General features: G+C 60.8%; 25 protein-coding genes and 1 tRNA gene. 17 read left to right on the forward strand and 9 right to left on the reverse strand.

Going from position 1 to position 25,001, the window contains the following annotated elements:
• Window positions 1-47 precede the first annotated feature (47 nt).
• The 4 genes from H620_RS0124145 to H620_RS0124160 all read left to right on the forward strand — a co-directional run bounded on the left by H620_RS0124145 (window position 48) and on the right by H620_RS0124160 (window position 3,197).
• On the forward strand, window positions 48-758 hold the full coding sequence (locus H620_RS0124145) for a histidine phosphatase family protein (RefSeq protein WP_023381289.1): 711 nt from the start codon (window positions 48-50) through the stop codon (window positions 756-758).
• 52 nt (window positions 759-810) lie between these two features.
• A complete protein-coding gene (locus tag H620_RS0124150; protein ID WP_023381290.1) occupies window positions 811-1,128 on the forward strand; it encodes an SCP2 sterol-binding domain-containing protein in 318 nt (105 codons plus the stop codon).
• Window positions 1,129-1,338: 210 nt separating this feature from the next.
• Window positions 1,339-2,406 (forward strand): phosphotransferase family protein, encoded by a 1,068-nt coding sequence (locus H620_RS0124155; protein WP_027908181.1) that lies wholly within the window; start codon window positions 1,339-1,341, stop codon window positions 2,404-2,406.
• 23 nt (window positions 2,407-2,429) lie between these two features.
• Entirely contained in the window at window positions 2,430-3,197 is a 768-nt protein-coding gene (locus H620_RS0124160) for an SDR family oxidoreductase (protein WP_023381292.1), read from the forward strand.
• Here H620_RS0124160 and H620_RS0124165 read toward each other — a convergent pair whose 3' ends face one another.
• From H620_RS0124165 to H620_RS0124175, 3 genes are all read right to left on the reverse strand, one after another.
• Entirely contained in the window at window positions 3,198-4,019 is an 822-nt protein-coding gene (locus H620_RS0124165; RefSeq protein ID WP_023381293.1) for a class I SAM-dependent methyltransferase, read from the reverse strand. It abuts the gene before it with no gap.
• 35 nt (window positions 4,020-4,054) lie between these two features.
• Window positions 4,055-4,405: a hypothetical protein gene (locus tag H620_RS0124170; protein WP_027908182.1), complete on the reverse strand. Its 351-nt coding sequence runs from the start codon at window positions 4,403-4,405 to the stop codon at window positions 4,055-4,057.
• 68 nt (window positions 4,406-4,473) lie between these two features.
• Window positions 4,474-5,634: a GGDEF domain-containing protein gene (locus H620_RS0124175; RefSeq protein ID WP_027908183.1), complete on the reverse strand. Its 1,161-nt coding sequence runs from the start codon at window positions 5,632-5,634 to the stop codon at window positions 4,474-4,476.
• 226 nt (window positions 5,635-5,860) lie between these two features.
• On the opposite strand from H620_RS0124175, the gene H620_RS0124180 reads away from it, so the two are divergent.
• The 4 genes from H620_RS0124180 to H620_RS0124195 all read left to right on the forward strand — a co-directional run bounded on the left by H620_RS0124180 (window position 5,861) and on the right by H620_RS0124195 (window position 10,028).
• Window positions 5,861-6,040 carry a hypothetical protein gene (locus tag H620_RS0124180; RefSeq protein ID WP_023381296.1) on the forward strand — a complete coding sequence of 60 codons (180 nt, stop codon included), beginning with the start codon at window positions 5,861-5,863 and terminating at the stop codon, window positions 6,038-6,040.
• 72 nt (window positions 6,041-6,112) lie between these two features.
• Window positions 6,113-6,496: a glycine zipper domain-containing protein gene (locus H620_RS0124185; RefSeq protein WP_023381297.1), complete on the forward strand. Its 384-nt coding sequence runs from the start codon at window positions 6,113-6,115 to the stop codon at window positions 6,494-6,496.
• Between the two features lie 138 nt (window positions 6,497-6,634).
• Window positions 6,635-8,464: an SLC13 family permease gene (locus H620_RS0124190; RefSeq protein WP_027908184.1), complete on the forward strand. Its 1,830-nt coding sequence runs from the start codon at window positions 6,635-6,637 to the stop codon at window positions 8,462-8,464.
• Between the two features lie 139 nt (window positions 8,465-8,603).
• Window positions 8,604-10,028 carry a GGDEF domain-containing protein gene (locus H620_RS0124195; protein WP_027908185.1) on the forward strand — a complete coding sequence of 475 codons (1,425 nt, stop codon included), beginning with the start codon at window positions 8,604-8,606 and terminating at the stop codon, window positions 10,026-10,028.
• Window position 10,029: 1 nt separating this feature from the next.
• Here H620_RS0124195 and H620_RS0124200 read toward each other — a convergent pair whose 3' ends face one another.
• Complete coding sequence (locus tag H620_RS0124200) at window positions 10,030-10,791, reverse strand: sulfite exporter TauE/SafE family protein (RefSeq protein WP_023381300.1); 762 nt, start codon at window positions 10,789-10,791, stop codon at window positions 10,030-10,032.
• A gap of 99 nt (window positions 10,792-10,890) precedes the next feature.
• On the opposite strand from H620_RS0124200, the gene H620_RS0124205 reads away from it, so the two are divergent.
• Together H620_RS0124205 and H620_RS0124215 are read left to right on the forward strand one after the other, a co-directional pair.
• On the forward strand, window positions 10,891-11,811 hold the full coding sequence (locus H620_RS0124205) for a LysR substrate-binding domain-containing protein (protein ID WP_027908186.1): 921 nt from the start codon (window positions 10,891-10,893) through the stop codon (window positions 11,809-11,811).
• A gap of 723 nt (window positions 11,812-12,534) precedes the next feature.
• Complete coding sequence (locus tag H620_RS0124215; protein WP_023381302.1) at window positions 12,535-12,720, forward strand: hypothetical protein; 186 nt, start codon at window positions 12,535-12,537, stop codon at window positions 12,718-12,720.
• Window positions 12,721-12,810: 90 nt separating this feature from the next.
• On the opposite strand, the gene H620_RS0124220 is transcribed toward H620_RS0124215, so the two are convergent.
• Complete coding sequence (locus tag H620_RS0124220; RefSeq protein WP_027908187.1) at window positions 12,811-14,973, reverse strand: methyl-accepting chemotaxis protein; 2,163 nt, start codon at window positions 14,971-14,973, stop codon at window positions 12,811-12,813.
• Between H620_RS0124220 and H620_RS27055 the strand changes: the two genes are divergently transcribed.
• On the forward strand, window positions 14,951-15,145 hold the full coding sequence (locus H620_RS27055) for a hypothetical protein (RefSeq protein WP_148299920.1): 195 nt from the start codon (window positions 14,951-14,953) through the stop codon (window positions 15,143-15,145). The two genes, H620_RS0124220 and H620_RS27055, sit on opposite strands and share 23 nt — an antisense overlap.
• Window positions 15,146-15,251: 106 nt before the next feature.
• Window positions 15,252-16,607 (forward strand): chromate efflux transporter, encoded by a 1,356-nt coding sequence (gene chrA / locus H620_RS0124225; RefSeq protein WP_425311467.1) that lies wholly within the window; start codon window positions 15,252-15,254, stop codon window positions 16,605-16,607.
• A gap of 419 nt (window positions 16,608-17,026) precedes the next feature.
• Here the strand turns inward: chrA and H620_RS0124230 are convergent, their stop codons facing one another.
• The gene (locus tag H620_RS0124230; protein ID WP_027908189.1) at window positions 17,027-18,481 is read right to left on the reverse strand and encodes a TrkH family potassium uptake protein; all 1,455 of its coding nucleotides are present in this window, start codon (window positions 18,479-18,481) and stop codon (window positions 17,027-17,029) included.
• Between the two features lie 183 nt (window positions 18,482-18,664).
• Window positions 18,665-19,081: a RidA family protein gene (locus tag H620_RS0124235; protein ID WP_023381307.1), complete on the reverse strand. Its 417-nt coding sequence runs from the start codon at window positions 19,079-19,081 to the stop codon at window positions 18,665-18,667.
• A 150-nt stretch (window positions 19,082-19,231) separates the two neighbouring features.
• On the opposite strand from H620_RS0124235, the gene H620_RS0124240 reads away from it, so the two are divergent.
• A complete protein-coding gene (locus H620_RS0124240; RefSeq protein ID WP_023381308.1) occupies window positions 19,232-19,777 on the forward strand; it encodes a hypothetical protein in 546 nt (181 codons plus the stop codon).
• A gap of 42 nt (window positions 19,778-19,819) precedes the next feature.
• Here the strand turns inward: H620_RS0124240 and H620_RS0124245 are convergent, their stop codons facing one another.
• Window positions 19,820-20,455 (reverse strand): hypothetical protein, encoded by a 636-nt coding sequence (locus H620_RS0124245; protein WP_027908190.1) that lies wholly within the window; start codon window positions 20,453-20,455, stop codon window positions 19,820-19,822.
• Window positions 20,456-20,659: 204 nt separating this feature from the next.
• On the opposite strand from H620_RS0124245, the gene acuR reads away from it, so the two are divergent.
• Window positions 20,660-21,292 carry an acrylate utilization transcriptional regulator AcuR gene (gene acuR / locus H620_RS0124250; RefSeq protein WP_440137991.1) on the forward strand — a complete coding sequence of 211 codons (633 nt, stop codon included), beginning with the start codon at window positions 20,660-20,662 and terminating at the stop codon, window positions 21,290-21,292.
• A gap of 47 nt (window positions 21,293-21,339) precedes the next feature.
• Window positions 21,340-22,323, forward strand: a complete 984-nt coding sequence (gene acuI / locus H620_RS0124255) for an acrylyl-CoA reductase (NADPH) (protein ID WP_027908191.1) — start codon at window positions 21,340-21,342, stop codon at window positions 22,321-22,323.
• Window positions 22,324-22,609: 286 nt separating this feature from the next.
• Here acuI and H620_RS0124260 read toward each other — a convergent pair.
• Window positions 22,610-22,697: transfer RNA gene (locus tag H620_RS0124260), tRNA-Ser, on the reverse strand.
• 134 nt (window positions 22,698-22,831) lie between these two features.
• On the opposite strand from H620_RS0124260, the gene H620_RS0124265 reads away from it, so the two are divergent.
• Window positions 22,832-23,503, forward strand: a complete 672-nt coding sequence (locus tag H620_RS0124265; protein WP_023381312.1) for a Bax inhibitor-1/YccA family protein — start codon at window positions 22,832-22,834, stop codon at window positions 23,501-23,503.
• Window positions 23,504-23,618: 115 nt separating this feature from the next.
• Entirely contained in the window at window positions 23,619-24,998 is a 1,380-nt protein-coding gene (locus H620_RS0124270) for a nucleobase:cation symporter-2 family protein (protein WP_023381313.1), read from the forward strand.
• The last annotated feature ends 3 nt before the right edge of the window (window positions 24,999-25,001 follow it).

Here is a 25,001-nt window from a genome sequence, read left to right on the forward strand (position 1 = left end):
TGCCGCATCCTAACCTCCCAGCAACCTCCAACCGGCCGGATACCTCTGTGGGCAACCTCTATCTGATCCGACATGGCCAAGCCTCCTTCGGTGCCGACGACTACGACGTCCTCTCGCCCGTCGGTGTGCGCCAGAGCCAGGCATTGGGCGAGCATCTGGCTCAGCTCGGTGTGCGGCTGGACCGCTGCATAGCCGGTAGCCTGCGGCGCCAGCAAGATACCGCGCGCCTGGCGCTCGAAGCCTTGCAGGGTCATGGCAGCCAGGTCCCGGCGGTAGAAACCGATGATGCGTTCAATGAATTCAACGCCGATGGCGTCATCCGCGCCCTGCTCCCTAGCCTGATGGCGGTGGAACCAGAAGCGCTGCATGTGCTGCGCAACCCTACGCAGAATCGCAGCGAGTTCCAGCGTTTGTTCGCGCTCATGGTGCAGCGCTGGCACGATGGCGATCATGAATACGACGGCCTGGAAACCTGGCAAGCCTTCACCGCTCGCGTCAACGGTGGGCTGCAGCGCGTACTGGAGGGCGCTGGCAGCGGCGACAACATTGCCGTGTTCACTTCCGGCGGTACCATTGCCGCCCTGCTCCACCTGGTCACCCGGATAACCCCCAGCCAAGCCTTCGCGCTGAACTGGCAGATCATCAACACATCGCTCAGCCTGCTGAAGTTTCGCGGCAACGATGTGTCACTGGCTTCCTTCAACAGCCAAGCCCATGTGCAGCTGTTGAGGGCGCCGGAGCTTGTCACCTATCGATGAGCCCGGTTTGTTGTCCCTTGGGACGCGAATATTACTTAACAAGGAATACACCATGAGCGATGTAGCTAAAGCCGTCGAAGCGATGAAAGCAAAGTTCAATCCGGCAGCCGCCGCCGGTCTTGACCTGGTGTTCGGCTTCAACATCACCGACGAAGACAAGCACTACGCACTGCTCGTCAAGGACGGCACCTGCGAAATCCAGGAAGGCGAGAACGCAGACGCCAACTGCACCCTGGTGCTGGACAGCGAAACCCTCAAGGGTATCGTCAGCGGTGACACCGATGGCATGCAGGCCTTCATGAGCGGCAAGCTGCGCGTCGAAGGCGACATGATGCTGTCGATGAAGCTCAGCGAGCTGTTCCCGGCCTGAGTGGCGGGTACATCAATCGCGACGAAAACCGAAGCCTGCCCGGCTTCGGTTTTTTTTTGCCTGTGTCTCACAGGGAAGCATCAGATGCCTATCAGGGGGATTGATCGGCCGGCAACACCCGTACCTATATGACACTTGGCACGCTTGTTCCACGGCCGACAGGCCATTAGATTAGCCAATAGTCCTCGCGACCGAAAATAAGGAAAACGCATGACGCTCACTGACCAGTCCACTCAGGTACGCCCCGGCGAAGAACTCGACGCGGCCGTCATCGACCCTTACCTCAAGGCCAACATCGGTGGGCTGGATGGCGTACCGACGATCAGCCAGTTCCCCGGAGGCGCCTCCAACCTCACCTACCTGGTCACCTACCCTGGCCGCGAATTCGTGTTGCGCCGTCCACCGTTCGGCCAGAAGGCCAAGTCGGCCCACGACATGGGTCGTGAATTCCGCATTCTCAACCAGCTCAACAGTGGCTTCCCCTACTGCCCGAAAGCGTACGCGCATTGCACCGATACCTCGCTGATCGGCGGTGAGTTCTATGTGATGGAGCGGGTGAACGGCATCATCCTGCGCTCGGACATTCCCGCCGAATTGAACCTCGATGCGGCGCGTACCGAAGCCCTGTGCAAGAGTTTCATCGATCGCCTGGTGGAACTGCACCAAGTCGATTATCACGCCTGTGGCCTGACCGACCTGGGCAAACCGGAAGGTTACGTGCAACGCCAGATCGAAGGCTGGACCAACCGCTACGAAAAGGCCCTGACCCCCGATGCACCGCGCTGGGAACAGGTCATCGCCTGGCTTCGGGAAAAGATGCCGGCCGATCACCCACGCCCTGGCATCGTGCATAACGACTACCGCTTCGACAACGTCATTCTCGATGCCGAAAACCCCATGCGCATCATCGGCGTGCTGGATTGGGAAATGGCCACCATCGGCGACCCGTTGATGGACCTGGGCAACAGCCTGGCCTACTGGATCGAGGCCAGCGATCCGGCGCCGGTTCAACTGATGCGGCGCCAGCCAAGCAACGCCCCCGGCATGCTCACCCGTCGCCAGTTCGTCGATTACTACGCCGAGCGCGCTGGCATCAGCCTGGACAACTTCGACTTCTACTATTGCTACGGCCTGTTCCGCCTGGCCGGCATCGTCCAGCAGATCTACTACCGCTTCTTCCATGGCCAGACCCAGGACAAGCGCTTCGCCCAGTTCATTCACATGAACCGGCTGCTGGAGCAGATGAGCCTGCAGGTCATCGCCAAGTCCACGCTCTGACGACAGACAACAAGGAAAACAGCATGTCCAAGACCCACCTGTTCGACCTCGACGGCAAGATCGCCTTCGTTTCCGGCGCCAGCCGCGGCATCGGCGAGGCCATCGCGCATCTGCTGGCCCAGCAAGGTGCCCATGTGATCGTCTCCAGTCGAAAGCTGGACGGCTGCCAGCACGTGGCCGATGCCATCATCGCGCAGGGCGGCAAGGCCACTGCGGTGGCCTGCCACATTGGCGAGATGGAGCAGATCCAGCAGGTATTCGCCGGCATCCGCGAGCAGTTCGGTCGCCTGGACATCCTGGTCAACAACGCCGCCACCAACCCGCAGTTCTGCAACGTGCTGGACACCGACCTCAGCGCATTCCAGAAGACCGTGGACGTGAACATTCGTGGCTACTTCTTCATGTCGGTGGAGGCCGGCAAGCTGATGCGCGAGCATGGCGGTGGCAGCATCATCAATGTGGCATCGATCAATGGCGTATCACCCGGCCACTTCCAAGGCATCTACTCGGTGACCAAGGCTGCTGTGATCAACATGACCAAGGTCTTCGCCAAGGAGTGTGCGCAGTTCGGTATCCGCTGCAATGCCCTGCTGCCCGGCCTGACCGACACCAAGTTCGCTTCGGCACTGGTCAAGAACGACACTATCCTCAATGCCGCCCTGCAGCAGATCCCGCTCAAGCGCGTAGCCGACCCCAAGGAGATGGCTGGCGCCGTCCTGTACCTGGCCAGCGATGCGTCCAGCTATACCACCGGCACCGCGCTCAATGTGGACGGTGGCTACCTGTCCTGATCAGGCCTTGATCGCCTGCAAGGTGTAGCTCAGGGGTAGCCGTTCGGGAGACTGACGCAAGCGCCACTCTCCATCGGCCCCCTTGTCCATCTGCCCTGGCAGGGCCTCCCAGGGAATGCTCTGGTGCTCTACCAGCGAGGAAAGTTGCAACCCATTGGCCAGCAAAGCGCTGATCACCTCGCCGAGGCCATGGTTCCATTCATGGGTCTCGGTTTGAAGCAGACGCTGGTCGCTCTCGACATAGGTCTGGTCGGTATGCCATACCGTCGGAGACTCCTGCTCAAAGTAGGTGTACTCCAACTGCAGGCGGTCCCGATGGTCTTCATTCACCGCCATCAGCATTGGATGCCCATCACGCAGAAACAGCCGCCCGCCGGGTTTGAGCAAGGCCGCTACGGTGCGCGCCCAAGGCTCGATACGAGGAAGCCAGCACAATGCGCCGATGCCCGTATAGACCAGGTCGAAGGTGCTGACAGGCAGTACCCGCTCCGCCTGATAGACATCGGCCTCGAAATACTCGATGGCCGCGCCGCAACGCTCGGCCAGGCGCCGCGCCTCAAGCAGGGAAGCCGCCGAGTAATCCAGCCCACAAACCTGCGCGCCAAGCCGTGCCAAAGACACGGTGTCGGTGCCGATATGGCATTGCAGGTGCACCGTGCGCAGGCCACGCACATCACCCAGCCGTGGCACGTCGAAGCGCACGGTTTCGCTCAGGTGCTCGGGCTGACTGACCAGCACCTCGACTTCATAGTCCCTGGATGCGGCATGCAACGGTGCACGCTCATCCCAGCTCGCGCGATTGAGCAGTAGCGATCGATCCATAACGTGCTTCCTTGCCACGACGTGAGCGATACAGCTTAGAGGCAGGTCGCCGCGGCTGCACGGCGTTGCAAGGCCAGGCTGTCATTCTTTTGCGCATAGTAATCGACGCGCGTGCCTCCGGCCTGTGGGTAGACGTCCACGAACGACTCGGCCTCACGGGTGTAGACGGTGAAGCCGCCTTGCTTGCGCGGCTCAAGATATCCGCTGGCATCGACCCCGAACACCGACTCTTCCTGCCAACTGAACTGGATGCACTGGGACACCAACTCAGGTGCCTTGTGCGAGTCAAGTTGCGCGGTGGGCTTGGCGCTGCGCGCCGCATCCATGGTTGCTGACGCACAGCCAGCCAGCATCAGCACAACGGCCATCGGCACAATTGCTCGCATGTTCCATCCTCAGGGCAAAAAAGAACGCGACTCTAGCACTGGCGAGCGGCAGGCGTGAATGGCCTGCTTCAACCCGTATCCACCAGCACCGCCATATGCACGGCATTGCGTCCACCGGCCTTGGCCTGGTACAGCGCCGCGTCGGCCTGGGCCAGCAGACTGGCGGTATTGTCATGCGGTCCGGGAATGCCGCACCACAAGCCCACGCTGAAGCGCAGCGCAATTTCGTCACCGGCAAAACACGCCGGGCTGCGGGCGATGGTTTCACGCAGGCTTTGCAAGGTGGCCATCGCGCCTTCGCGGTCGGTACACGGCAACAGCAACAGAAACTCCTCACCGCCATAACGCCCAAGGCTGTCACTCAGCCGCAAGCGCATTTGCAGTTCACGCACGCAATGGCACAACACTTCATCGCCGGCCAGGTGCCCATGCAGGTCATTGATGCGCTTGAAGTGGTCGATGTCGATCATGGCGACCGCCAGGCTGCTGCGCTCGTTTCGGGCACGGTCCAGCTCAACGGCGAAGCGTTCGAGGATCGCCCTGCGGTTGAAGGTGCCCGTCAACACATCACGCAGGGCCAAGTGCTGCAAGCGCGACTCACTGCGCTCCTTGGCCATCAGCACCAGGCCGATGGAATACATCATCACCGTGACCGTGCCGATGGCCACGGAAATGCTCTGCTTGAGGTTGCTGACGTCATAGCGCATTTCGACAGCATGACCGTTGACGACCGCCAGCGCCCGCATGCCCAGGCCGATCAGGCTGATCATGGCGCCGATCTCCAGCAGCAAATGCGCCCTGCCGGGCCGCTCGACGTAGCGTCTGGACCAATAAAGGATCATCGAACACTGCACCACCAACACCAGGGTCGCCAGCAACATGCGTGGCTCAAGGGTGTCGAGCAGCAGCATCAACCCGGTCAGCATGATGACTGGAATGATGAACAAAAGCCGCCAGGGTACGACCTGCTCGCGAATGCGGAACAGGCTGGCCGAATAGAACGCCAGCGCCAGGGACAACAAGCTGTTGCCCAGCCCGTAGGAAAGCCACAGCGGCGCATGGCCATAAACGGTGTAGCAAACGTACGCCAGGGCGTGGGCGAGCAGCCCACAGCCGGTCAGCAACAAGTTGTCGCGCCGATTGGACTGGCCAACCAACAGCAAACAGAACGCCAGGATGATCGCGACCAGGGCAACGGCGGCGAACAGCGTGGGAGTGTGGGCGATCATCGTGATTCACCATGTTGGCAACTGGCCGTCTTCGCTGCGGCCTGTGTTGAAGTCTAAGGGTCGGCCGGCCGACAAGCCATGACCGAGCGGGACATAACAGCAACCGCAAAGCACGCCGCTCATCGACTGCACCACAAAAATATTGCGCGGCAAGGAAACCAAATGAACCGACTCCAGTCTCAGGGAGTGCACCGTAAACCTTTGCGGATCAAGGACCTATACCGTGATGACTCGCCTTGCAAGCCTCTCGCTGATCGCCGCCGTCCTGCTCGTCGCCGGCTGCCATAGCCACCATTACCGTGACGACGATGGCTGGCGCGACGACGACCGTGGCCACCGTCACCACCATCGCCATGATCGGGACGACGACGATGATCGTCGCTACCGTGACCGCTACTACCGCTGAAACGTCTTCCAACCCTGACCCGCCACCCGTTGCGTGGCACCTAACCCCGATGATTCCTTTGAGGTTCAAATCATGCGTCTAACTCTGCCTTCCCTTGCCCTTGGCCTGCTGCTGTGCCAGGGCGCTTTCGCCGGTGACGGTACTGCCGCCATTGGCGGTGGTCTGGGTGGTGCCTTGGGCAACGTTGTCGGCCAGTCGATCGGCGGCAGGACCGGCGCAGCCATTGGTGCTGGCCTGGGTGGCGCAGCGGGTAGCGCCGTAGGCGCACGCAAAGGCAACCGTACCGAAGCCGCTATCGGTGGTGGCCTGGGCTCGGCGGGCGGTTCGCTGCTGGGCGGTGCGGTCGGCGGCAGGACCGGTTCGACCGTCGGTGCCGGCCTGGGCGGCGCGGCCGGTGGTGCCATCGGCAACCACCTGGGTGACAACAACCGCAAGCACCACCGTCACCGTCACTGATCCGGTTCGTCTGGGGGCCTACCCGGCCCCCTGTCCGCGCAAAACCCTGCAGCACATCAACACCCCTTCCTCTGCGGCTGGCACACTGACTGCTACTGTCTTACGTGCCCCCTTTGTGTGAAGGAACGCCCTCTCCCCATGAACCAAGAGCTGCTCTGGGTCCTCGGCCTGCTGGCCCTCGTCATCATTCTTTTCGTCGTCAACCGCCCACGCATGGACGTGGTGGCCCTGATGGTGATTCTTGCCTTGCCGCTTTCGGGCATCCTCACGGTGGAACAGGCCTTGGCCGGTTTCAGTGACCCCAACGTGGTGCTGATCGCCGCCCTGTTCGTCATTGGCGAGGGCTTGGTACGCACTGGCATCGCCCTGCGCATCGGTGAATGGATGAGCGAACGGGCCGGAAACAGCGAAACCCGCCTGCTGGTGCTACTGATGGTGGCAGTGGCCGGTTTGGGTTCGGTGATGAGCTCGACCGGGGTGGTGGCGATCTTCATCCCGGTGGTGCTGAGCATCGCCGCGCGCCAGAAGCTGTCGCCCAGCCGCCTGATGATGCCTCTGAGCTTCGCGGGCCTGATCAGCGGCATGCTCAGCCTGGTCGCCACACCGCCCAACGTGGTGGTACACAGCGAACTGGTGCGCGCTGGCGAGCAGGGGTTCAGCTTCTTCAGTTTCACCCCATTCGGCTTGGTCGTGCTGGTGCTCGGCATCGGCTACATGCTGCTTACACGTCACTGGCTCAACGGCGAAGTTCGCAAGGATGGCCGGGTGGAAAGCCGTCGTACCCTGCTTGACCTCGTGCTGGACTACAAACTCAACGGTCGCGAACGGCGCCTGCGCATCCGCCCCCACTCCCCGCTGATTGGCCACACCCTGGGCGAGCTGGAACTGCGGACCCGGCACGGCGCCAACGTGATCGGCATCGAACGCCAGCACAAGTTCACCACCCGGGTGTTCTCTGCCGATTCCGGCACCGTCCTGCACCAAGGCGATGTGCTGCTGCTCGATCTGTTCGCCAACCGCGACGACTTGCGCAGCCTGTGCCAGACCATGCAACTGGAACCCTTGCATTTCAAGGCGGCCTATTTCATCGACCAGTCCCAGGAAATCGGCATGGCCGAAGTTTCCTTGCCACCGGGTTCGCAACTGATCGGCCAGAGCATCCTGGAACTGGCCTTCCGTTCGCGCTATGACCTGAACGTGGTGGGTCTGCGGCGTGAGCAAGCGGCCATCGAAGAACAGTTGGTGGAGGAAAAACTGCGCCTTGGCGACACCTTGCTGGTGGTTGGGCCCTGGAAGGCCGTGCGCCAGTTGCAAAGCCAGCCACGCGACTTCCTGGTGCTCAGCCTGCCCGCGGAAATCGACCAAGTGGCCCCAGCCCGCTCCCGTGCGCCTTATGCCCTGATCAGCCTGGCCGTGATGGTCGGGTTGATGGTCAGCGGCGTCGTGCCCAACGTCATTGCCGCCCTGATCGGTTGCCTTTTGATGGGCGCGGGCCGCTGCATCGACATGAACAGTGCCTACCGTGCCATCCATTGGCAAAGCCTGGTGCTGATCGTCGGCATGCTGCCATTCGCCCAGGCCCTGCAGAAAACCGGTGGCATAGATCTGGCCGTTGGGGGGTTGGTCAACGTGCTGGGAGGCGCCGGTCCCATGGCCATTCTCGCCTGCCTGTTCGCCGTCACCGCGCTGATCGGCCTATTCATTTCCAACACCGCTACGGCAGTCCTGATGGCGCCAGTGGCCATCAGCACCGCCAGCCAACTGGACATGTCACCCTACCCGTTCGCCATGACCGTGGCCTTGGCCGCATCGGCGGCGTTCATGACGCCAGTGTCGTCCCCGGTCAATACCCTGGTACTGGGCCCGGGTCAGTACCGGTTCAGCGACTTCGTGAAAGTTGGTGTGCCATTCACCGTGCTGGTGATGCTGGTAACCGTGGTGATGGTGCCGTGGTTCTTCGGACTGTGACGCGATCAGGAGGAGAATGAAGTCAATCTGGCATCATCCCCCAGGATCGCGGCAGATTGACATCAACGACCCTCCCGAAACACACTGATACGTTATTGCCCCAGGTGCTTGCAGCCGTTGTCCTGGATTCCGTTCCTGCTTGCCGGTCGAGCTCATGGTTTATCCAGCCCATTCGCGCTTGTTGCCCTATGCCGCTCTGTTCTGCCTGACCTTTGCCCTTACGTTGGGTGGAATCCTGGCCCGGCCCATCGAATCGCTGTCGCTGTTCTGGCCGGTCAATGCGGTTCTGGCGGGCGTGCTGCTGCGTAACCCACGCCAGGCCAACCTGGTCGGCTTTGCCCTGATCTGGGTGGCCATGGTCACGGCAGACATTGCCAGTGGCAGTGCCTGGACGCCGGCGCTATGGTTCAACTTGTGCAACCTTGGCGTGGTGGTGACAGTCTGGCGATTGCTTTCCCGCCTGCCTCGCGTGCACTGGCGCATGCGCACACCGCACGGCGTGCTGTGCCTGTTCGGCGCCTGCGCGGCCGGTGCCGTGGTGGCAGCCAGCATGGCATCGGCCATGGCCACGCCGTGGTTCGAGCAATCGTTGCGCTCGACGTGGCTGGCCTGGTTCAGCGAGCAGTTCTCTACCAGCATCCTGGTGCTGCCGGTGCTGCTTACCGCGCCTTCCGCGCGGGCGTTGCCCCGAAGCCGCACCCACGCCATTCGCCTGGCACCCTTGCTGGTGCTGCTCGCCTCCCTGGCCCTGAGCATTGGCTTCGGTGGGCCGGGGGCCATCGCGTTTCCAATCGCGGCGCTGCTGTGGTGTGCCTGGACCTACTCGCCCTTTTTGGTGTCCCTGCTAGCGCTCACCGCTGGCAGCACACTGATCGTCGCCGTGGCACAAAACCTCATGCATTTCAGCCTGCCGCAGAGCGAACTGGGGGTGACCACCCTGATGTCGGCGCGCCTGGGTATCGCCATGCTGGTACTCGGACCGCTAGTGGTGGCCTGCGTCAGCCAGGCCAATCGCAGCCTGCTCGCTCGCCTTGCGCATCAGGCTACCATCGACCACCTCACCGGCGTACTTACCCGCAGCGCCTTCACCCGCCGCGCCAACGCCTTGCTCGAAGGACGCCAACAACATGCCCAGGCGTTGCCACTGACGCTGATGATGCTCGACATCGACCATTTCAAGTCGATCAACGACAGGCATGGTCACGGGGTGGGAGACGAAGTGCTACGCCAGTTCGCTCGCACCCTGCAGGACCAACTGCACGAAGGCGAACTGCTGGCGCGCATGGGCGGTGAAGAGTTCGTGGTCATTGTCCCAGGCCTGGCCCCGGATCGCGCACGCTTCACCGCCGAGCGTCTGCGTCGCGCCGTGCAGGACCTGCATGTGGTGAAGGCCGATGTACGCTTGCAGATCACTGTCAGCATCGGCCTGGACGGCTGCGCCGCAGACGCACCCGCCCCTAGCCTCGACGAACTGCTGGCCCGCGCCGATCTGGCGCTGTACCGGGCCAAGGCCCATGGTCGCAACCGCGTCGAACAGGCCGAGCCGCTGCGCGATCAGGGCTGAATCAGGCCGCCAACAAGTCCCAGGACAACTTAGCGATCAGCACGCACAGCAAGATCAGGAATAGCCCGCGCACGAAGGACACCCCTTTGCGCACCGCCAGCCAGGTGCCGGTCAGCGCCCCCAGGATATTGCACGCCGCCATGGGCAGGGCAATGGCGTATAGCACATTGCCCGAGGGCACGAAGAACACCAGCGCAGCGAGGTTGGTGGCGATGTTAACCACCTTGGCCGACGCCGAGGCATGCAAAAAATCCAATGCGAAGAAACGGATGAACAGGAAGATCAGGAAGCTGCCTGTACCCGGCCCGAACAGCCCATCGTAGAAACCGATCGCTCCCCCGATCAGCACCGCCAGGCATTGCTCCTTGCGACCGATGCGTGCGGGCTTGTGCAGGGTGCCGAAGTCCTTCTTGAGGAACGTGTAGATCGCCATCAGCACGATCAGCACCAGCACCGCCGGACGCATGACGCTGGGCGGTACCAGCGACACCGTGGCGGCACCGGCGAACGACATGACGAAAGCACTCAACGCCGCCGGCACGATGAGCCCCCAGTCCAGGGTCACCTTGCGAATGAACGAGCGCGCGGCGAAGGCTGTGCCGCACACCGACGCCAGTTTGTTGCTGCCCAACAGCGCAGCCGGTTGTGCCGTGGGCAGCACATTGAACAAGGCCGGAATCTGGATCAGCCCACCCCCCCCCACTGCGGCATCGATCAGTCCGGCGGCAAAAGCGAACACAGAAAGCACAGCAATATCCATCATCACGCGGTTCCAGGCAGTGGGGGCACGCTGCAAGGCTAATCAAAGCGCGGCACTTGTGGTGAAATGCCATATTGCGAAAACTGCAATGAGGTCACTGCCATGGCACTGGACATGCTCAGGGAAATCCAGGCATTCGTCAGCGTTGCGCACAAGCGCAGCTTCGTCGCCGCCGCACGCGCCCTGGGCCGCTCGCCGAGCGCGGTAACGCGGGCGGTACAGACGCTGGAGGACAACGCAGGGAGCAAACTGCTGAACCGCAATGCCAATGTCGTGACCCTCACCGAGGCCGGTGAGCGACTGTTGCCCCATGCCGAGCGCTTGCTGGATGTGCAACGTGATGCCGCCGACGAGTTGGCGGCGCTTAGCGGTACCGCCCAGGGATGGATACGCCTCGCCGTGCCAAAACTACTGGCCGAACACGTGCTGCCAGACGTACTGGCGACGTTCTCGGCCAAGCACCCACAAGTCACCCTGGACGTGCAATACAGCGATGAAGCGCTAGACCCGGTGGTGGGCAAGTTCGATTTCGTGGTGCGCGGTGCGTTTCCCCAATCCAGCGAACTGATCGGTTATCCCTTATGGTCCTACCGCCGCCACCTCTACGCCAGCCCGGCGTATTTGGCGCGCGCCGGCACGCCACAGAGCCTCGAAGACCTGTCCAGCCACTCGCTCGTCCTGCACACCGCCCCGCGCATCCTCAAAGCCTGGCACTTCTGTCGCGACGGCCAGATCACCAGCCTACGGACGCATCCACGCCTGCGCCTGGACTCAGGTGATGCAGTGCTTCACAGAACCCTGGCGGGTGCCGGCATAGCCCGGCTGGCGGACTGGGTCGGGGAACCTCAGGTCAAGACCGGGCGGCTGGTGCGGGTGTGCCCGCATTATCGGCTGACTTCCAGCACCGGGCAGGACCCGCAAATGCACGCCCTGTACGCTGCAGGCGAATTACCCGCTCGGGTTCGTGACCTGCTGAAGGCCTTGCGCCATGCAGGTAAATCGGTTGCGGGGGCGCCCCGGTAAGGGCTGTTCAAAATCTGCTCAATTTAACAGAGGCCGCCGCCAGCTTGGCTTACAGCACTTTATCCACAGACCTACCCACGTTTTTTGTGGACAGATTTCCCCGTGCTGGGAAGGTGGCGATACCACCGCAAGCCAGGGTGGCCCATCTGCGCAAGGCGATGGGCCGTGGGTGAAAGCAGGTCAGCTTGGCGGAATGGTCCCCAAGATGCCTACCAGAATGGTCAGAAGCAGAAAACCACCCAGAAACAGCGCAAGCTTACCCATCGGAACCTCTACAGTGTGTTGTCGGGACGAAGAGCATTGTCGGACTTTGACTGATACGGTTACAGATTCAGGTTCGTCGAAAAAAACCAGATCAGATGGCGCGCCGCCGTTGATTTGACCGCGCCGTACACCTGCTCCCAGCCACTGCACCCGCTTCACCTCGGGACGAATTGCTACATAACATTTCGTCTTTCGCGGGCAAGGCTCCTTCTCCCCGCCAAAAGCGCCGCCCGGCCCAAACGCCCGAAAATCCAGCAGAGACCGGCGCCGGTCGGCCTTCTTGCGCACATAAATAGAAAAAGACTCGCGCCAGGTTTGTAGGATGCATTACCGGTGAGCAGTAGGAATTTTCTAGCTCTCGTCGCAAGCCTGTATGAAACCTCAGTTTCATCCGAAAGATTGAGCTGTTACGGTCCAGTTTTCCTACAACGGCACGGATGCCTTCAGCACGAGAGAAACATGGAACCGTTCAACTCATCTGCCCTGGCACTGCAAAAGAACCTACTGAATCTGCGCCGGGAGCGTGATCGCCTGCGGGCGCAGGGCGACGACCAGAAAGCAGCGGAGTTGGCGGAGCAAATAGCCAGGATCGAAGCAGTGATCGGCAATCTACCCAAGGCCATGAAGCCGCCGACCTTGCAGTGAGGGCTGGTCCATCCCTGAAAGCGAGTCGGCGGGGACGCTACTTCTCCCGCCAGCTCGAAAGCCTAACTTGAACAAGCACCTGGCTGCGCTTCAAGCAGCCGCCCGCCCGTGCTTACCGGTCACCTCGAACTGCCCCACCAGCTTCTGCAGCTTGTTGGCATTGACCTTCACGGTTTCCGCACTGCTCTGCAGCACCACCACCGTCTGACGCATTTCTGCCGAGCACTGGTCGACTTTCTCGATGGTCTTGCCACACGCCAGGCTGCGTGCATTGAGCTGCTGGATAATGGTGAACATGCCTTCCACCGCCTGGTGCAACTGGACGTTCTCCGACGAGGCATCTTCAGCCAGACGCAAGCTGTCATCCACGTCCTTGACGCCCTCCTCCATCAAACTGACCGCCTTTTGAGTCTCAGACTGCAAGCCTTCGATCTGCTGGCGAATATCCTCCGCTGCTCGCGAGGTGCGCGCCGCCAGGCCACGCACTTCATCGGCCACCACGGCGAAACCGCGCCCATGCTCACCGGCACGCGCCGCCTCAATGGCTGCATTGAGCGCCAGCAGGTTGGTCTGGCTGGTGATTTCGCTGATCAACCCGGTGATGTTGCCGATCTGAGTCATGCGATTGTCGAGCAACTGCACGCTCGACGACGAGCGCTGCACCACGTCGCGAATCGACTGGGTGCCCTGCTGTACGGAGGCGAACTGCTCACGGGCGCGGCTGACCACTTCATCCATGGCCTGTTTCATCTGCTCGGCACTGGCAGAGGCTTGCTGGATTTCGCCTAATTGGTCTTCGACGATGAGCATCATCTGGTGCACGGCTTCGGCCACCTCGCCGGAAGTCAGCCCGGCTTGCTGGCTACGCCCAAGCATCATCTGGTTGGTCGAACCGACATTGCGACTGGCCTTCACCACCTGGCCCACCACCGAGTCGAGCCGGTCGATGAAACTGTTGATCCAGCGCCCCATGTCACCGGTTTCATCATTGGCCATGGCGGTAATATCCAGCCGCTGGCGCAAGTTGCCTTCACCCTCGGCGATGGCTCTCAACACCTCGGTCATGCCGCTCAACCGTGCGGCCAGACGCTTTGGCCCCAGGGTGCGGAAAAGCGCAGCGGCGCACAAAAGGCTGGCCAGCATGACCACGTCCTGCATGCCCTGCGACAGCCCGGCGTAGTGCTGGACCAACACATTGCAGCCAAACAACCCGGCCATGGTGGCGATGTAGGGTTTCATCAACCCATGGGTGAGAGAGCGTCGGCGGTAGACCTCCTCCAGGTCGGCTTCGCACATCATGCCCCAACGATCCGGTGAGCCTGGCAACTGGAACGTAATGCCTTTGCCCACCACCGGAATATGGCGGTAATCCGAGTACCCTGGGTACGTCACGAAGAGGTTGGAGCCGCAGCGGATGGTTTCGCGCACACCGGGGTGCAGTTGCTGGGTCGCAGGGTCGGTAAAGCGCAGTTCCAGCTCGGTGTGGCGCTCGATGCGCACCGTGGACCAGGGCGTGTGCACGCCGCTCTTGAGGTTCTCGCCATGGGTGAAGGTGCCGTCCTCGAAACGCGAACGGGACAGCGCCGTACCTGGCTCTATGCTCGGGTCGAAACACGACTGCGCCATGAACAGGTAGTTGTCGCCCGACTCGGTGAAAATGTGCCCGGCTTCACGCTGGATAAGATCACCCAGCACATCGTTGGGCACACGACCGCAGAGGCAGCCAAGGGTTTTGCCGGCCACTATCAGCGGCTGGTAGAACATCAATGTCACGGCATCATGGAAGCGGGACGACGAGGGGCCGATCTGCAACGTCAGCGGATCGCTGTAGGGCCCATGCAGGAAAGCGCCCTTCAAACCCTGCGCCAGGGCGTCCGTGCGCTCCAGCTGCGAGCTACCGCGCTGCGCCCAGGTCGATGCGATGACGGAACCGTGGCGATCGACAACGAACAGTTCGGAAAAGTCTTCGGCCTGACCGAGCTTGTCGACCAACGCTGCCCGGTCGAGCTGGGCAAGATCGCCGTCCACCCGCTCGGCCAGTTCCGCCAGGTGATCCCACTGCTCGCGCGCCCAACTCTGCAACAAACGCACACGGGTTTGGGCGATGGCTTCGAAGGTCTGCTCGATCACTGGGTAGCTCGTCCTGTTGAGCCGGCAGGCCCAACCCATGGAGAGCTTTCCGGTCTTGCCGAACCAGGGTAACCAGCGTTTTTCGCTAGCGGACAACGCCATGGAATTGCTTGCAAGCGACATTTATATCCCCATCCGCGACATGATAGTGGCGAAGCGACAGCAATTAGCGCGCCAACTCGTGAGCTTGCTAACTGATTTGCTCCAACGAACCACCGAGGGGCCATTGCAGCGACAACGCCACGGGCTGAAGGGTTTGCTGCGCACACCGGCGCGCATCGAATCGGTGCAGTGACGTTCGCGCGCACCAAGGCGGAGCGCATGGCGTGGCCTGATGAGATCATCGTCCTTCAGGTAAGATCGCGGGCGGCCGTCCAAACTCGACAAGGGGAATCCTCGACGTGACGCAATCCGATGCGCATAACGCTCAACACCCCGCCCCGCAAGTGAGCCTCTGGCAAGCCCTGGCCTTCTGGCTGAAGTTGGGCTTAATCAGTTTTGGTGGCCCAGCGGGACAGATTTCGATCATGCACCAGGAACTGGTGGAGCGCCGTCGCTGGATTTCCGAACGCCGTTTCCTGCACGCCCTGAACTACTGCATGCTGCTGCCCGGCCCGGAGGCGCAACAATTGGCCACCTACCTGGGTTGGCTGATGCACCGTAGTTGGGGCGGCGTAATTGCCGGGGTGCTGTTCGTCCTTCCCTCGCTGTTCATCCTGATTGGACTGTCCTGGGTCTATCTCGCCTTCGGTGAAGTGCCCATCGTGGCCGGGGTGTTCTACGGGATAAAACCCGCCGTCACCGCCATCGTCGTCCAGGCCGCTCACCGCATTGGCTCGCGCACGTTGAAAAACAGCTGGCTTTGGGCGATCGCGGCGGCCTCGTTCGTCGCCATTTTCGCCTTCAACCTCCCCTTCCCGCTGATCGTGCTCGGTGCGGCAATCGTCGGTTACTTCGGCGGGCGACTGGCACCACAGCGATTCAGCCACGCTGGCGGCCACGGCAAAGCCAGCGCATCAGCCGGCCCCGCGCTGATCGACGACGACACCCCGCCCCCTGAGCATGCTCGGTTTCGCTGGTCACGCCTGGCCATGCTGATCGCCCTCGGCGCAGCCCTGTGGGGGCTACCCATGGCTGTGCTCAGCGCGCTGTTCGGGTGGCAAGGTTCCCTGACGCAGATGGGCTGGTTCTTCACCAAGGCTGCCCTACTGACTTTTGGTGGGGCCTATGCGGTTTTACCCTATGTGTACCAAGGTGCGGTGAGCCACTACGGTTGGCTGACCCCAACGCAGATGATCGATGGCCTTGCCCTGGGTGAGACCACGCCAGGACCACTGATCATGGTGGTCGCCTTCGTCGGCTTCGTGGGAGGCTACGTGCAGCCGATGTTTGGCGCCGATCAGGCCTTTCTGGCCGGTGCGGTGGCGGCTTGCCTGGTGACCTGGTTCACTTTCCTGCCGTCGTTCCTGTTCATACTTGCCGGCGGCCCGTTGGTGGAATCGACCCATAACGAACTGAAATTCACGGCACCGCTGACGGCAATCACCGCGGCCGTCGTCGGCGTGATCCTCAATCTGGCGCTGTTCTTCGGCTACCACGTGCTCTGGCCGCAAGGGTTGGCAGGGGCCTTGGACTGGCCATCGGCTTTGATTGCCGTGGCCGCGGCGGTGGCCCTGTTCCGCTTCAAGCGGGGCGTGATTCAGGTGCTGATGGCCTGTGCGCTTGCCGGGTTGGCGGTGCACTTGGTGCGAGGTTGAAAGGACTGTGCAGATTCTGCGCGCCACTTGCCCTGTTGCATCCTGACAGGGCAAATGGCAATTGCGGTACTGACTGGCCTTAGCGAGGACCGCCGCCAGGCCCGCCACCCATGCCGAATCCGCCAGGGCCACCATGCCCACCGCCATGCCCACCGCCGCCGCCCGGGGGCATGAACATCCAGCAGCCCGAAAGCGTGGAAACGAGGGCGGCTACGAGAGCTGCGCGGACAATTTGATTGAACTTCATCAAAACGCTCCAAAAGGCAAAGACGCTGCCACCAGGGGTACAGGGGGCAGCGCCGCGATTCTAGAGGGCGCAAAGATGGGCCGGTAGCTGGCCACTACGACCTTTTCAATACCTTTACAGTGCCGTCACGCCAGACGTGGTGTGAACCGCCATGCCACGCTCGGCACGCAGCTCAATATCTCCAGAAAACTGGAGCTACAAGTACCAATACACTCAGGATTTCCAACCTGCCCAGAAGCATTCCAACGGTCAGTAACCATTTGGCGGCATCCGGTAGCGACGAGAAGTTGCCTGCCGGTCCAATGATGGTGCCCAGTCCTGGCCCGACGTTACATACCGCCGTAGCGGCACCGCTCAACGCCGTTGTCCAATCAAGGCCAATGAGCGACAAGCCCAGCGCGATGACGGCAATCGTGATGGTGAAGAAAAACGAAAAGGTCAAAAGTGAGCGCACGATCTCTTCGTCGATAGGATGGCCATTGTACTTTTTCTGAATCACGGCTCGAGGATGAATCAACTGCTTCAAGTTGCTGAGCAGCAGAGCCGCTGCAACCTGAAACCGGAAGATCTTGAGACCGCCTGCCGTTGAACCGGAGCAGCCACCGACGAACGTCAAATAAAAGAACAGCAAGACTGCGAAGCTTCCCCATAAGGTGTAGTCGCCAACCGCAACGCCGGTGGTCGTCACGACCGAGGTCACATTCACTGCCACGATACGAAATGCATCCCACCATCTGTAGTCGCTGTGAAAATACAGCCAGGTACCCACAGCCAGCGACGTAACCAACAAGAAACCAAGGAATCCGCGCACCTGGTGATCCTTGAGCAGCGCGCGCCGATTGCCCCGCAATGTCGTGACGTACAAAGTGAATGGCAGGCTGCCCAGAATCATGATGACGACCGCCACCCAATGGATCGCTGGTTGCACCCAGTGGCCAAGGGAGGCGTCCGAAGTTGAAAATCCTCCAGTGGAGATTAGCGACATCGCATGGTTGACCGCCTCAAATGGCGTCATTCCAGCGAGCCAGAGCGCCAACGCGCCGATGCTCGTCAGCCCGAGATAGAGCAACAGAATATATTTGGCGGCCACATGGGAGCGTGGCGTCACTTTATCCGACCAGTCCGAGGACTCTGTCTGGAACAGACGCATGCCACCCACTCGCAACATGGGAAGGACCGCCACCGCCATGCCGATGAATCCGATGCCACCCAACCAATGCAGCATGGAGCGCCAGATCAGCAAGCCGGGCGACGAACTATCCAGGCCCGTGAGGACCGTCGAACCAGTGGTCGTGATGCCGGACATCGTCTCAAAGAATGCGTCGGTGTAGCTAATATCGCTGATGAACACCATTGGTAGCGCTGCGAAAGTACATACCACTACCCAGCTTCCGGTAGTCAGCAGGTACATGTCCCTGGGGCGAAGATGAGCAGTGTCTGGGCGCCCCCGTATGATCAAAAGAAGACCACAAATGAGGGTAACCAAACTCGACCTGAGGAAAGCCGAGAGATCGTCGCTACGCTCATAGACCACCAGTGTGATCATCGGAATGGCCATGCTTACGGCCAGTGTGACCAGAAAAATACCCAAGATGAAGCCGATAAGCCGAATTGCTGCCAGGGACATCACAGGAGCGCTCCGAATTAGCACTGCGCAGTATCGGATGCGCCCATTCAAATTCGAGTAAATTCTGCGTAAAACTTTTATGGGCAATTCGTCAGGCGGCGTAACGGGTTAAGATCATACGGGCCAAGCGACTCGCCGCTCATAAAGCGAACAGTCATCGCCTTCGCTGACTGGATGGGCCCTTTAGCTACACGCAGCCACCGCATCGATCTCCACAAGCATTCCATCCAATGCCAGCCGAGGCACCGGAATCAGAGTGCAGACCGGATGCCCTTCCCGCCAGACCCGGTTCGCTTCCGTCACCCAATCGTGTAGGCGATGCTCATCATGATCGACAATCAACAAGGTCAACTTGAACACCTGTTTCAAGCTCGATCCTTGTGATCGAAGCGCAGTGTCCAGGTTAGCCAGCGCCTGCCTGGCCTGGTCGGAAAACGCCGCAGGCAGACGCCCTTCGACGTCCTCACCACCTTGCCCGGCGATGAACAACAGCCTGGCGCCAGGGGCCACTGATGCGACGTGGGAATAGCCGTTGTTGCTCGGATCATACAGGCCAGGCGGATTGGACAGCTCGAACGCGGGGCGCGATTTTACGGACATGAGACGACTCCAGGTGAAAGAGAACGGGAGTCTGCAACCTCAAGTGAACTCGAGGTCAAGGGTGCTCTGGCGATTTATAAGCCGGCCACTTGATGGCATATGGCCACCTGTCGATAATCCTGCTTTCCACATCTCACGCAAGGACCTGCCGTGAAGAAGTTTTACCTGACCCTCCCGCTGTGCGCTGTGTTTTTGCAGGGCTGCGGTGTGACCATGGCCCGTTATGAGCCAAATTATCAAAACGTCCAACAGCTCAAGCAAAATGCCCCACTGCAGCCTGTGCAACAGGCCCAGGTGAAAGCCGACGCCGGACAAGGGTCGTTGATGGTACGCCTGAACCCGATATCCTCCCCTGAAGGGAGCGTCCCCCTGCATGTCCAAGCCGCGATCAATGACGAACTCCGCCATGCCGGACTGCTTGATCCTCGCGCGGATCGGCAACTGCAGATTCAATTGATCAAGAGTCAACTCAACTCCGGTGTAGCCAACGGCCATGGTGAGCTCGCTGCTCGATTCACCGTGCGCAAAGGTAATGACGTACTGTACGAAACCACCAAACAGGTGGAGCATGACTGGAATAGCAGCTTCTTCGGACCGATCGCCATCCCCGCCGCGGCGAACAATTACAATCCTATGCTCAAAGACTTGCTCAAGCACCTGTATAGCGACCCGCAGTTCATCCAGGCATTGAAGTGATCAACGAAAGAGAGCCGCCATCGCGGCTCTTTTTCCATGGGCTCAGCTGCGCGGGGTATATGCCTGGACAGCGGAGTATTTAGTGCGGTTGCTGTCGAGCCAATTCTTCAGCAGTCCATTGACCTGCCGGTTGAAGGTGTCGGTGACCGCGGCTTTCGGCGTGTTACCCACCAGCGGAAGGAACCAGATTCCCATCCAGGTATTGACCGCATCATGGTTGGTACTCTTGCCCAGAGACTGGCCTCGGTCATCCAGGGTTTCCAGGCTCATGGTGTACTGATCCGTTGCCAGTGCCGGGATGAGGGTGAACGTGAAACCACTGATGAAAGCGAGCACCATCTGCCCACCGCCGGGCGCGTGGTTATAGACCTTCAGTCGAAGGTTGTAGTCGCCAGGCTGCTTCTCGAATTCATCGAAGGTCACCCGGCCAAAGAGGCCTGACTCTTTGAAAACACGCTTGAGCTCGGGTTTGAGCATATCGCGAGCTTGTGGCACCTCATTGGCGTTGGCGGTGTCCGGGTCTCCCTGGAAAAAGTCGAAGTCCACGTAGACGTTCGGCTTGTTCGAGTAGCTCGCCATCGAAGGCAAATCCACCGGAGCCACTTCGTCCTTGGTGAAGCTGGCGCATCCCCCCAGGGCTACTGCCAAGGCGAGGCCAAGGGATTTCACAAATCGCATATCAACTTCCTTGCGTGATCATTACGTGTGCTTCACATGAAGGCGATGCGGATTCTAGAGAAATCCGGGCGATTTCAAAAGGCCATCACTTGTTTGCTCTCCTCCATGCTCCAGCACAAGCGGCTGAACATCCCAACGTGATGGTCCCGGGGATCGGGTTGCTCGGTGGTTGACATTAGAGACAATCAGTCTAAATTAAAACGCATGAACAGCGCCCAACCTATCCCTCGAAGGGGCCGCCCCCCCAAAGTCGCACGTGAGCATGGCGAAACGCTGGAGCTTCTGCTGCGTTGTGGCATGGAAATCCTCACCGAACAGGGTTTTGCGGCTACCGGCATCGACACCGTGCTCAAACGCGTGCAGGTGCCCAAAGGCTCGTTCTATCACTACTTCGACAGCAAAGAAGCATTCGGCCAGGCGGTGCTGCAGCGCTATGCCGACTACTTCGCTCGAAAACTCGATCGCTGTTTCAGCGACCTGAGCGTGTCACCGCTGCGAAGACTTTCCAACTTCGTCGAAGAAGCGAAGGTCGGGATGGCCAAGTACCAGTTCAGAAGGGGCTGCCTGGTAGGTAACCTTGGCCAGGAGGTATTGGTGCTGCCCGACAGCTTCCGTGAACAACTGGAACGGACCCTGCAGGACTGGGAGCAACGCTTGTCTGCCTGCCTGGAGGAAGCGGTCAAGCTGGGCGAAGTGTCTTGCGAGCATGACTGCAAAGCCCTCGCGGCCTATTTCTGGGTTGGCTGGGAGGGTGCCGTGCTTCGGGCACGACTGACGCAGCATGTCCGCCCCCTGGAGATTTTTTTCCAAGGTTTTCTGACGGGAATCACTCGGTGATTTCGATCGAACCATTTAAAGACAACCGGTCTAAACGAGGATAAGCAATGTTCAAAGCCATTGTCATCGAGAAGCGGGAAGACACGTATTCGGCCCGACTCGCCGAGCTGCAGGATGATCAGCTACCCACCGGGAACGTGACGGTGAACGTGGCCTACAGCACCTTGAACTACAAGGACGCACTCGCAATCACCGGCAAGGGGCCAGTCGTTCGGCAGTTTCCGATGGTGCCGGGCATCGACCTCGCGGGCACTGTCGAAGCGAGTGACGATCCGCGGTACCAGCCGGGCGATCGCGTATTGCTCAATGGTTGGGGGGTGGGTGAAAGCCATTGGGGCGGACTTGCACAAAAGGCGAGAGTGAACGGTGACTGGCTGATTCCTCTCCCTGATCGCCTGAACGAACGCCAAGCGATGGCCGTCGGTACCGCTGGATACACCGCCATGCTGTGCCTGATGGCCCTTGAGCGCCATGGGTTGACACCCGCACATGGGCCGGTGCTGGTCACAGGCGCCACAGGCGGCGTCGGTAGCTTCGCCATCAGCCTTCTGGCGGGTGCCGGGTATAACGTCACTGCCGCAACCGGCAAAGCTAGCGAGGACGCCTATCTGAAAAGCCTGGGGGCAACCACCATCATTGACCGGACCGAGCTTTCAGCTCCGGGGCGTCCATTGGCAAAAGAAAAATGGGCAGCCGTGATCGATTCGGTCGGCAGCCATACGCTGGCCAATGCGTGCGCAAGCACGATGTCTGAAGGATTGGTGGCTGCATGCGGATTGGCTCAGGGGATGGATTTCCCGGCAACCGTCGCACCGTTCATTCTCCGAGGGGTAAGCCTGCTTGGTATCAACAGCGTCACTCAGCCATTTGAGCGACGCGTGGAGGCTTGGGAAAAGCTCTCCGATCAGTTGAACCTCGACGCACTGTCATTGATGATCAAAGAAATCAGCCTGGAGAGCGCGATTGCCGCCGCCTCGGACCTGATGGACGGGAAGATTCGTGGCCGGTTGGTTGTGGACGTGAACGCCTAGGAGGGTCGCCTGATGCTTGGGCGAACGCCGCAACAATCGACCAAGGGCAACGAGTGAGACTGAGGCCTTGGCGAACGCTAGCAAGCTACGCGGCCACACCGAGAAGCGGATCACGCCGGCTGTTTACTGGCGCGCCTGAGAGATCGTGATAACCACCCGATGAAATCCTTTTCACTGCAGTGGTGCGGTACACCATCGAAACGCTGCGGGGAAATTGGCCGTTCCAGCGTCAGGTTTTCCGCCCTCCAAAAACGCAAAAAGCCCTGAATAATCAGGGCTTTGAATATGGCGGAAGCGTAGAGATTCGAACTCTAGGATAGTTGCCCATCGACGGTTTTCAAGACCGTTGCCTTAAACCACTCGGCCACGCTTCCAGCTCGTTTTGCGGCGGCCATAATACCGTAATGAAACACGCTGTCAAACTCTCTGTGTCGCGGGTTGCAGGAGCTCTGTTAGACTCGTTGCATCTGAATGTCTCATCACCACAGGTTCACCAAGGAGTGTCGCCATGCGCGAACAGGATTACGCCGTACACCACGGCCAGCAGGTCGAGCAGCAGGAGATCAGCAAGGTCCTGCGCAACACGTACAGCCTGCTGGCACTCACCCTCGCCTTCAGTGGCATCATGGCCTTCGTTGCCCAGCAGATGCGTGTCGGCTACCCGAACGTGTTCGTCGTGCTGATCGGCTTCTACGGCCTGTTCTTCCTCACCGCCAAGCTGCGTGACTCCGTCTGGGGCCTGGTTTCCACGTTCGCCCTCACCGGCTTCATGGGCTTCATCCTCGGCCCTATCCTCAACCGCTACCTGGGCATGAGCGGCGGCGCCGAAGTGGTCAGCTCGGCCTTCGCGATGACCGCACTGGTATTCGGCGGCCTGTCGGCCTACGTGCTGATCACCCGCAAGGACATGAGCTTCCTCAGCGGCTTCATCACCGCTGGTTTCTTCGTCCTGCTGGGTGCCGTTGTGGCCAGCTTCTTCTTCCAGATCAGCGGCCTGCAACTGGCGATCAGCGCCGGCTTCGTCCTGTTCTCGTCGGTCTGCATCCTGTTCCAGACCAGCGCCATCATCCATGGCGGCGAGCGCAACTACATCATGGCGACCATCAGCCTGTACGTGTCGATCTACAACCTGTTCGTCAGCCTGCTTCAGCTGTTCGGCATCATGGGCCGCGACGACTGATCAGTCACGCCCGCACTTGAAAAGCCCGCTTCGGCGGGCTTTTTCATGCCTGTTCGCCCCAGACGGGCGATCACTGTAGAATGCGCTCCTTTTTTCTTCCGGGACAGCTTTAGCAATGAGCTCACACGAACACAGCCCAGGCGCACCGGCGCCTGCCAATGAACTGGTGCTTGGTCTTGAGGACAAGCCACGGCTGTTGATCGGCCTGCTGGCAGCACTGCAGCACTTGCTGGCGATCATCGTTCCCATCGTCACCCCCGGCCTGCTGATCTGTCAGGCCCTGGGCGTCTCGCCACGGGACACCAACTTGATCGTGTCCATGTCGCTGGTGATTTCCGGCATCGCCACCTTCGTCCAGTGCAAGCGCTTCGGGCCGTTCGGCGCGGGCTTGCTGATCGTGCAGGGCACCAGCTTCAACTTCGTCGGCCCGCTGATTGCCGGGGGTGCACTGATGGTCAAGCAAGGCACGCCGGTCGAAAGCGTGATGGCGGCAATCTTCGGCGTGGTGATCGCGGGCTCATTCGTCGAGATGGGCGTGTCGCGTATCCTGCCGTTCATCAAGCGCCTGATCACCCCGCTGGTGACCGGTATCGTGGTGCTGATGATCGGCCTCACCTTGATCAAGGTCGGCCTGATCAGCATGGGGGGTGGCTTCACCGCCATGGCCAACGGCACCTTTGCCAACGGCGAGAACCTGCTGCTGTCGGGCGTGGTGCTGGCGATCATTGTGATCCTCAACCGTATTCCACTGGTGTGGATGCGCAGCTGCGCCATCGTTATCGCCTTGGCCGTGGGCTATGCATTGGCCGGCTACCTTGGTCGCCTGGACTTCACCGGCATGCATGAAGCCGCGCTGTTCCAGGTGCCGACGCCACTGCACTTCGGCCTGAGCTTCTCCTGGGCGCTGTTCATCCCGATGCTGGTGATCTACCTGGTGACTTCACTGGAAGCCATCGGTGACGTCACCGCCACCAGCAAGGTCTCACGCCAGCCGGTCGAGGGCCCGCTGTGGATGCAACGGATCAAGGGCGGGGTGCTGGTCAACGGTGCCAACTCGCTGCTGGCGGGGCTGTTCAACACCTTCCCGAGCTCGATCTTCGCCCAGAACAACGGCGTGATTCAGCTGACCGGCATCGCCAGCCGCCACATCGGCATCTGGATCGCCCTGATGCTGGTCGTGCTGGGGTTGTTCCCAAGTGTCGCCGGGGTGATTCAAGCGGTACCGGAGCCAGTACTGGGCGGCGCCGCGATGGTCATGTTCGGTGCCGTGGCAGCCTCGGGTATCAATATCCTGGCCAGCACCCGACTGGATCGTCGCGCCCTGCTGATCATTGCCGTGTCGCTGGCGCTGGGCCTGGGCGTCGCCCAGGTGCCGGAATTCCTCGCGCACATGCCGGCAGCCTTGCGCAACGTGCTGGAGTCGGGCGTGGCCACTGGCGGCATCTGCGCACTGGTGCTGAACTGGTTCCTGCCCGAGAGCAAGGAACACGCCTGATCG

The sequence above is a fragment of the Pseudomonas taiwanensis DSM 21245 genome, assembly GCF_000425785.1.
Lineage (GTDB): Bacteria > Pseudomonadota > Gammaproteobacteria > Pseudomonadales > Pseudomonadaceae > Aquipseudomonas > Aquipseudomonas taiwanensis.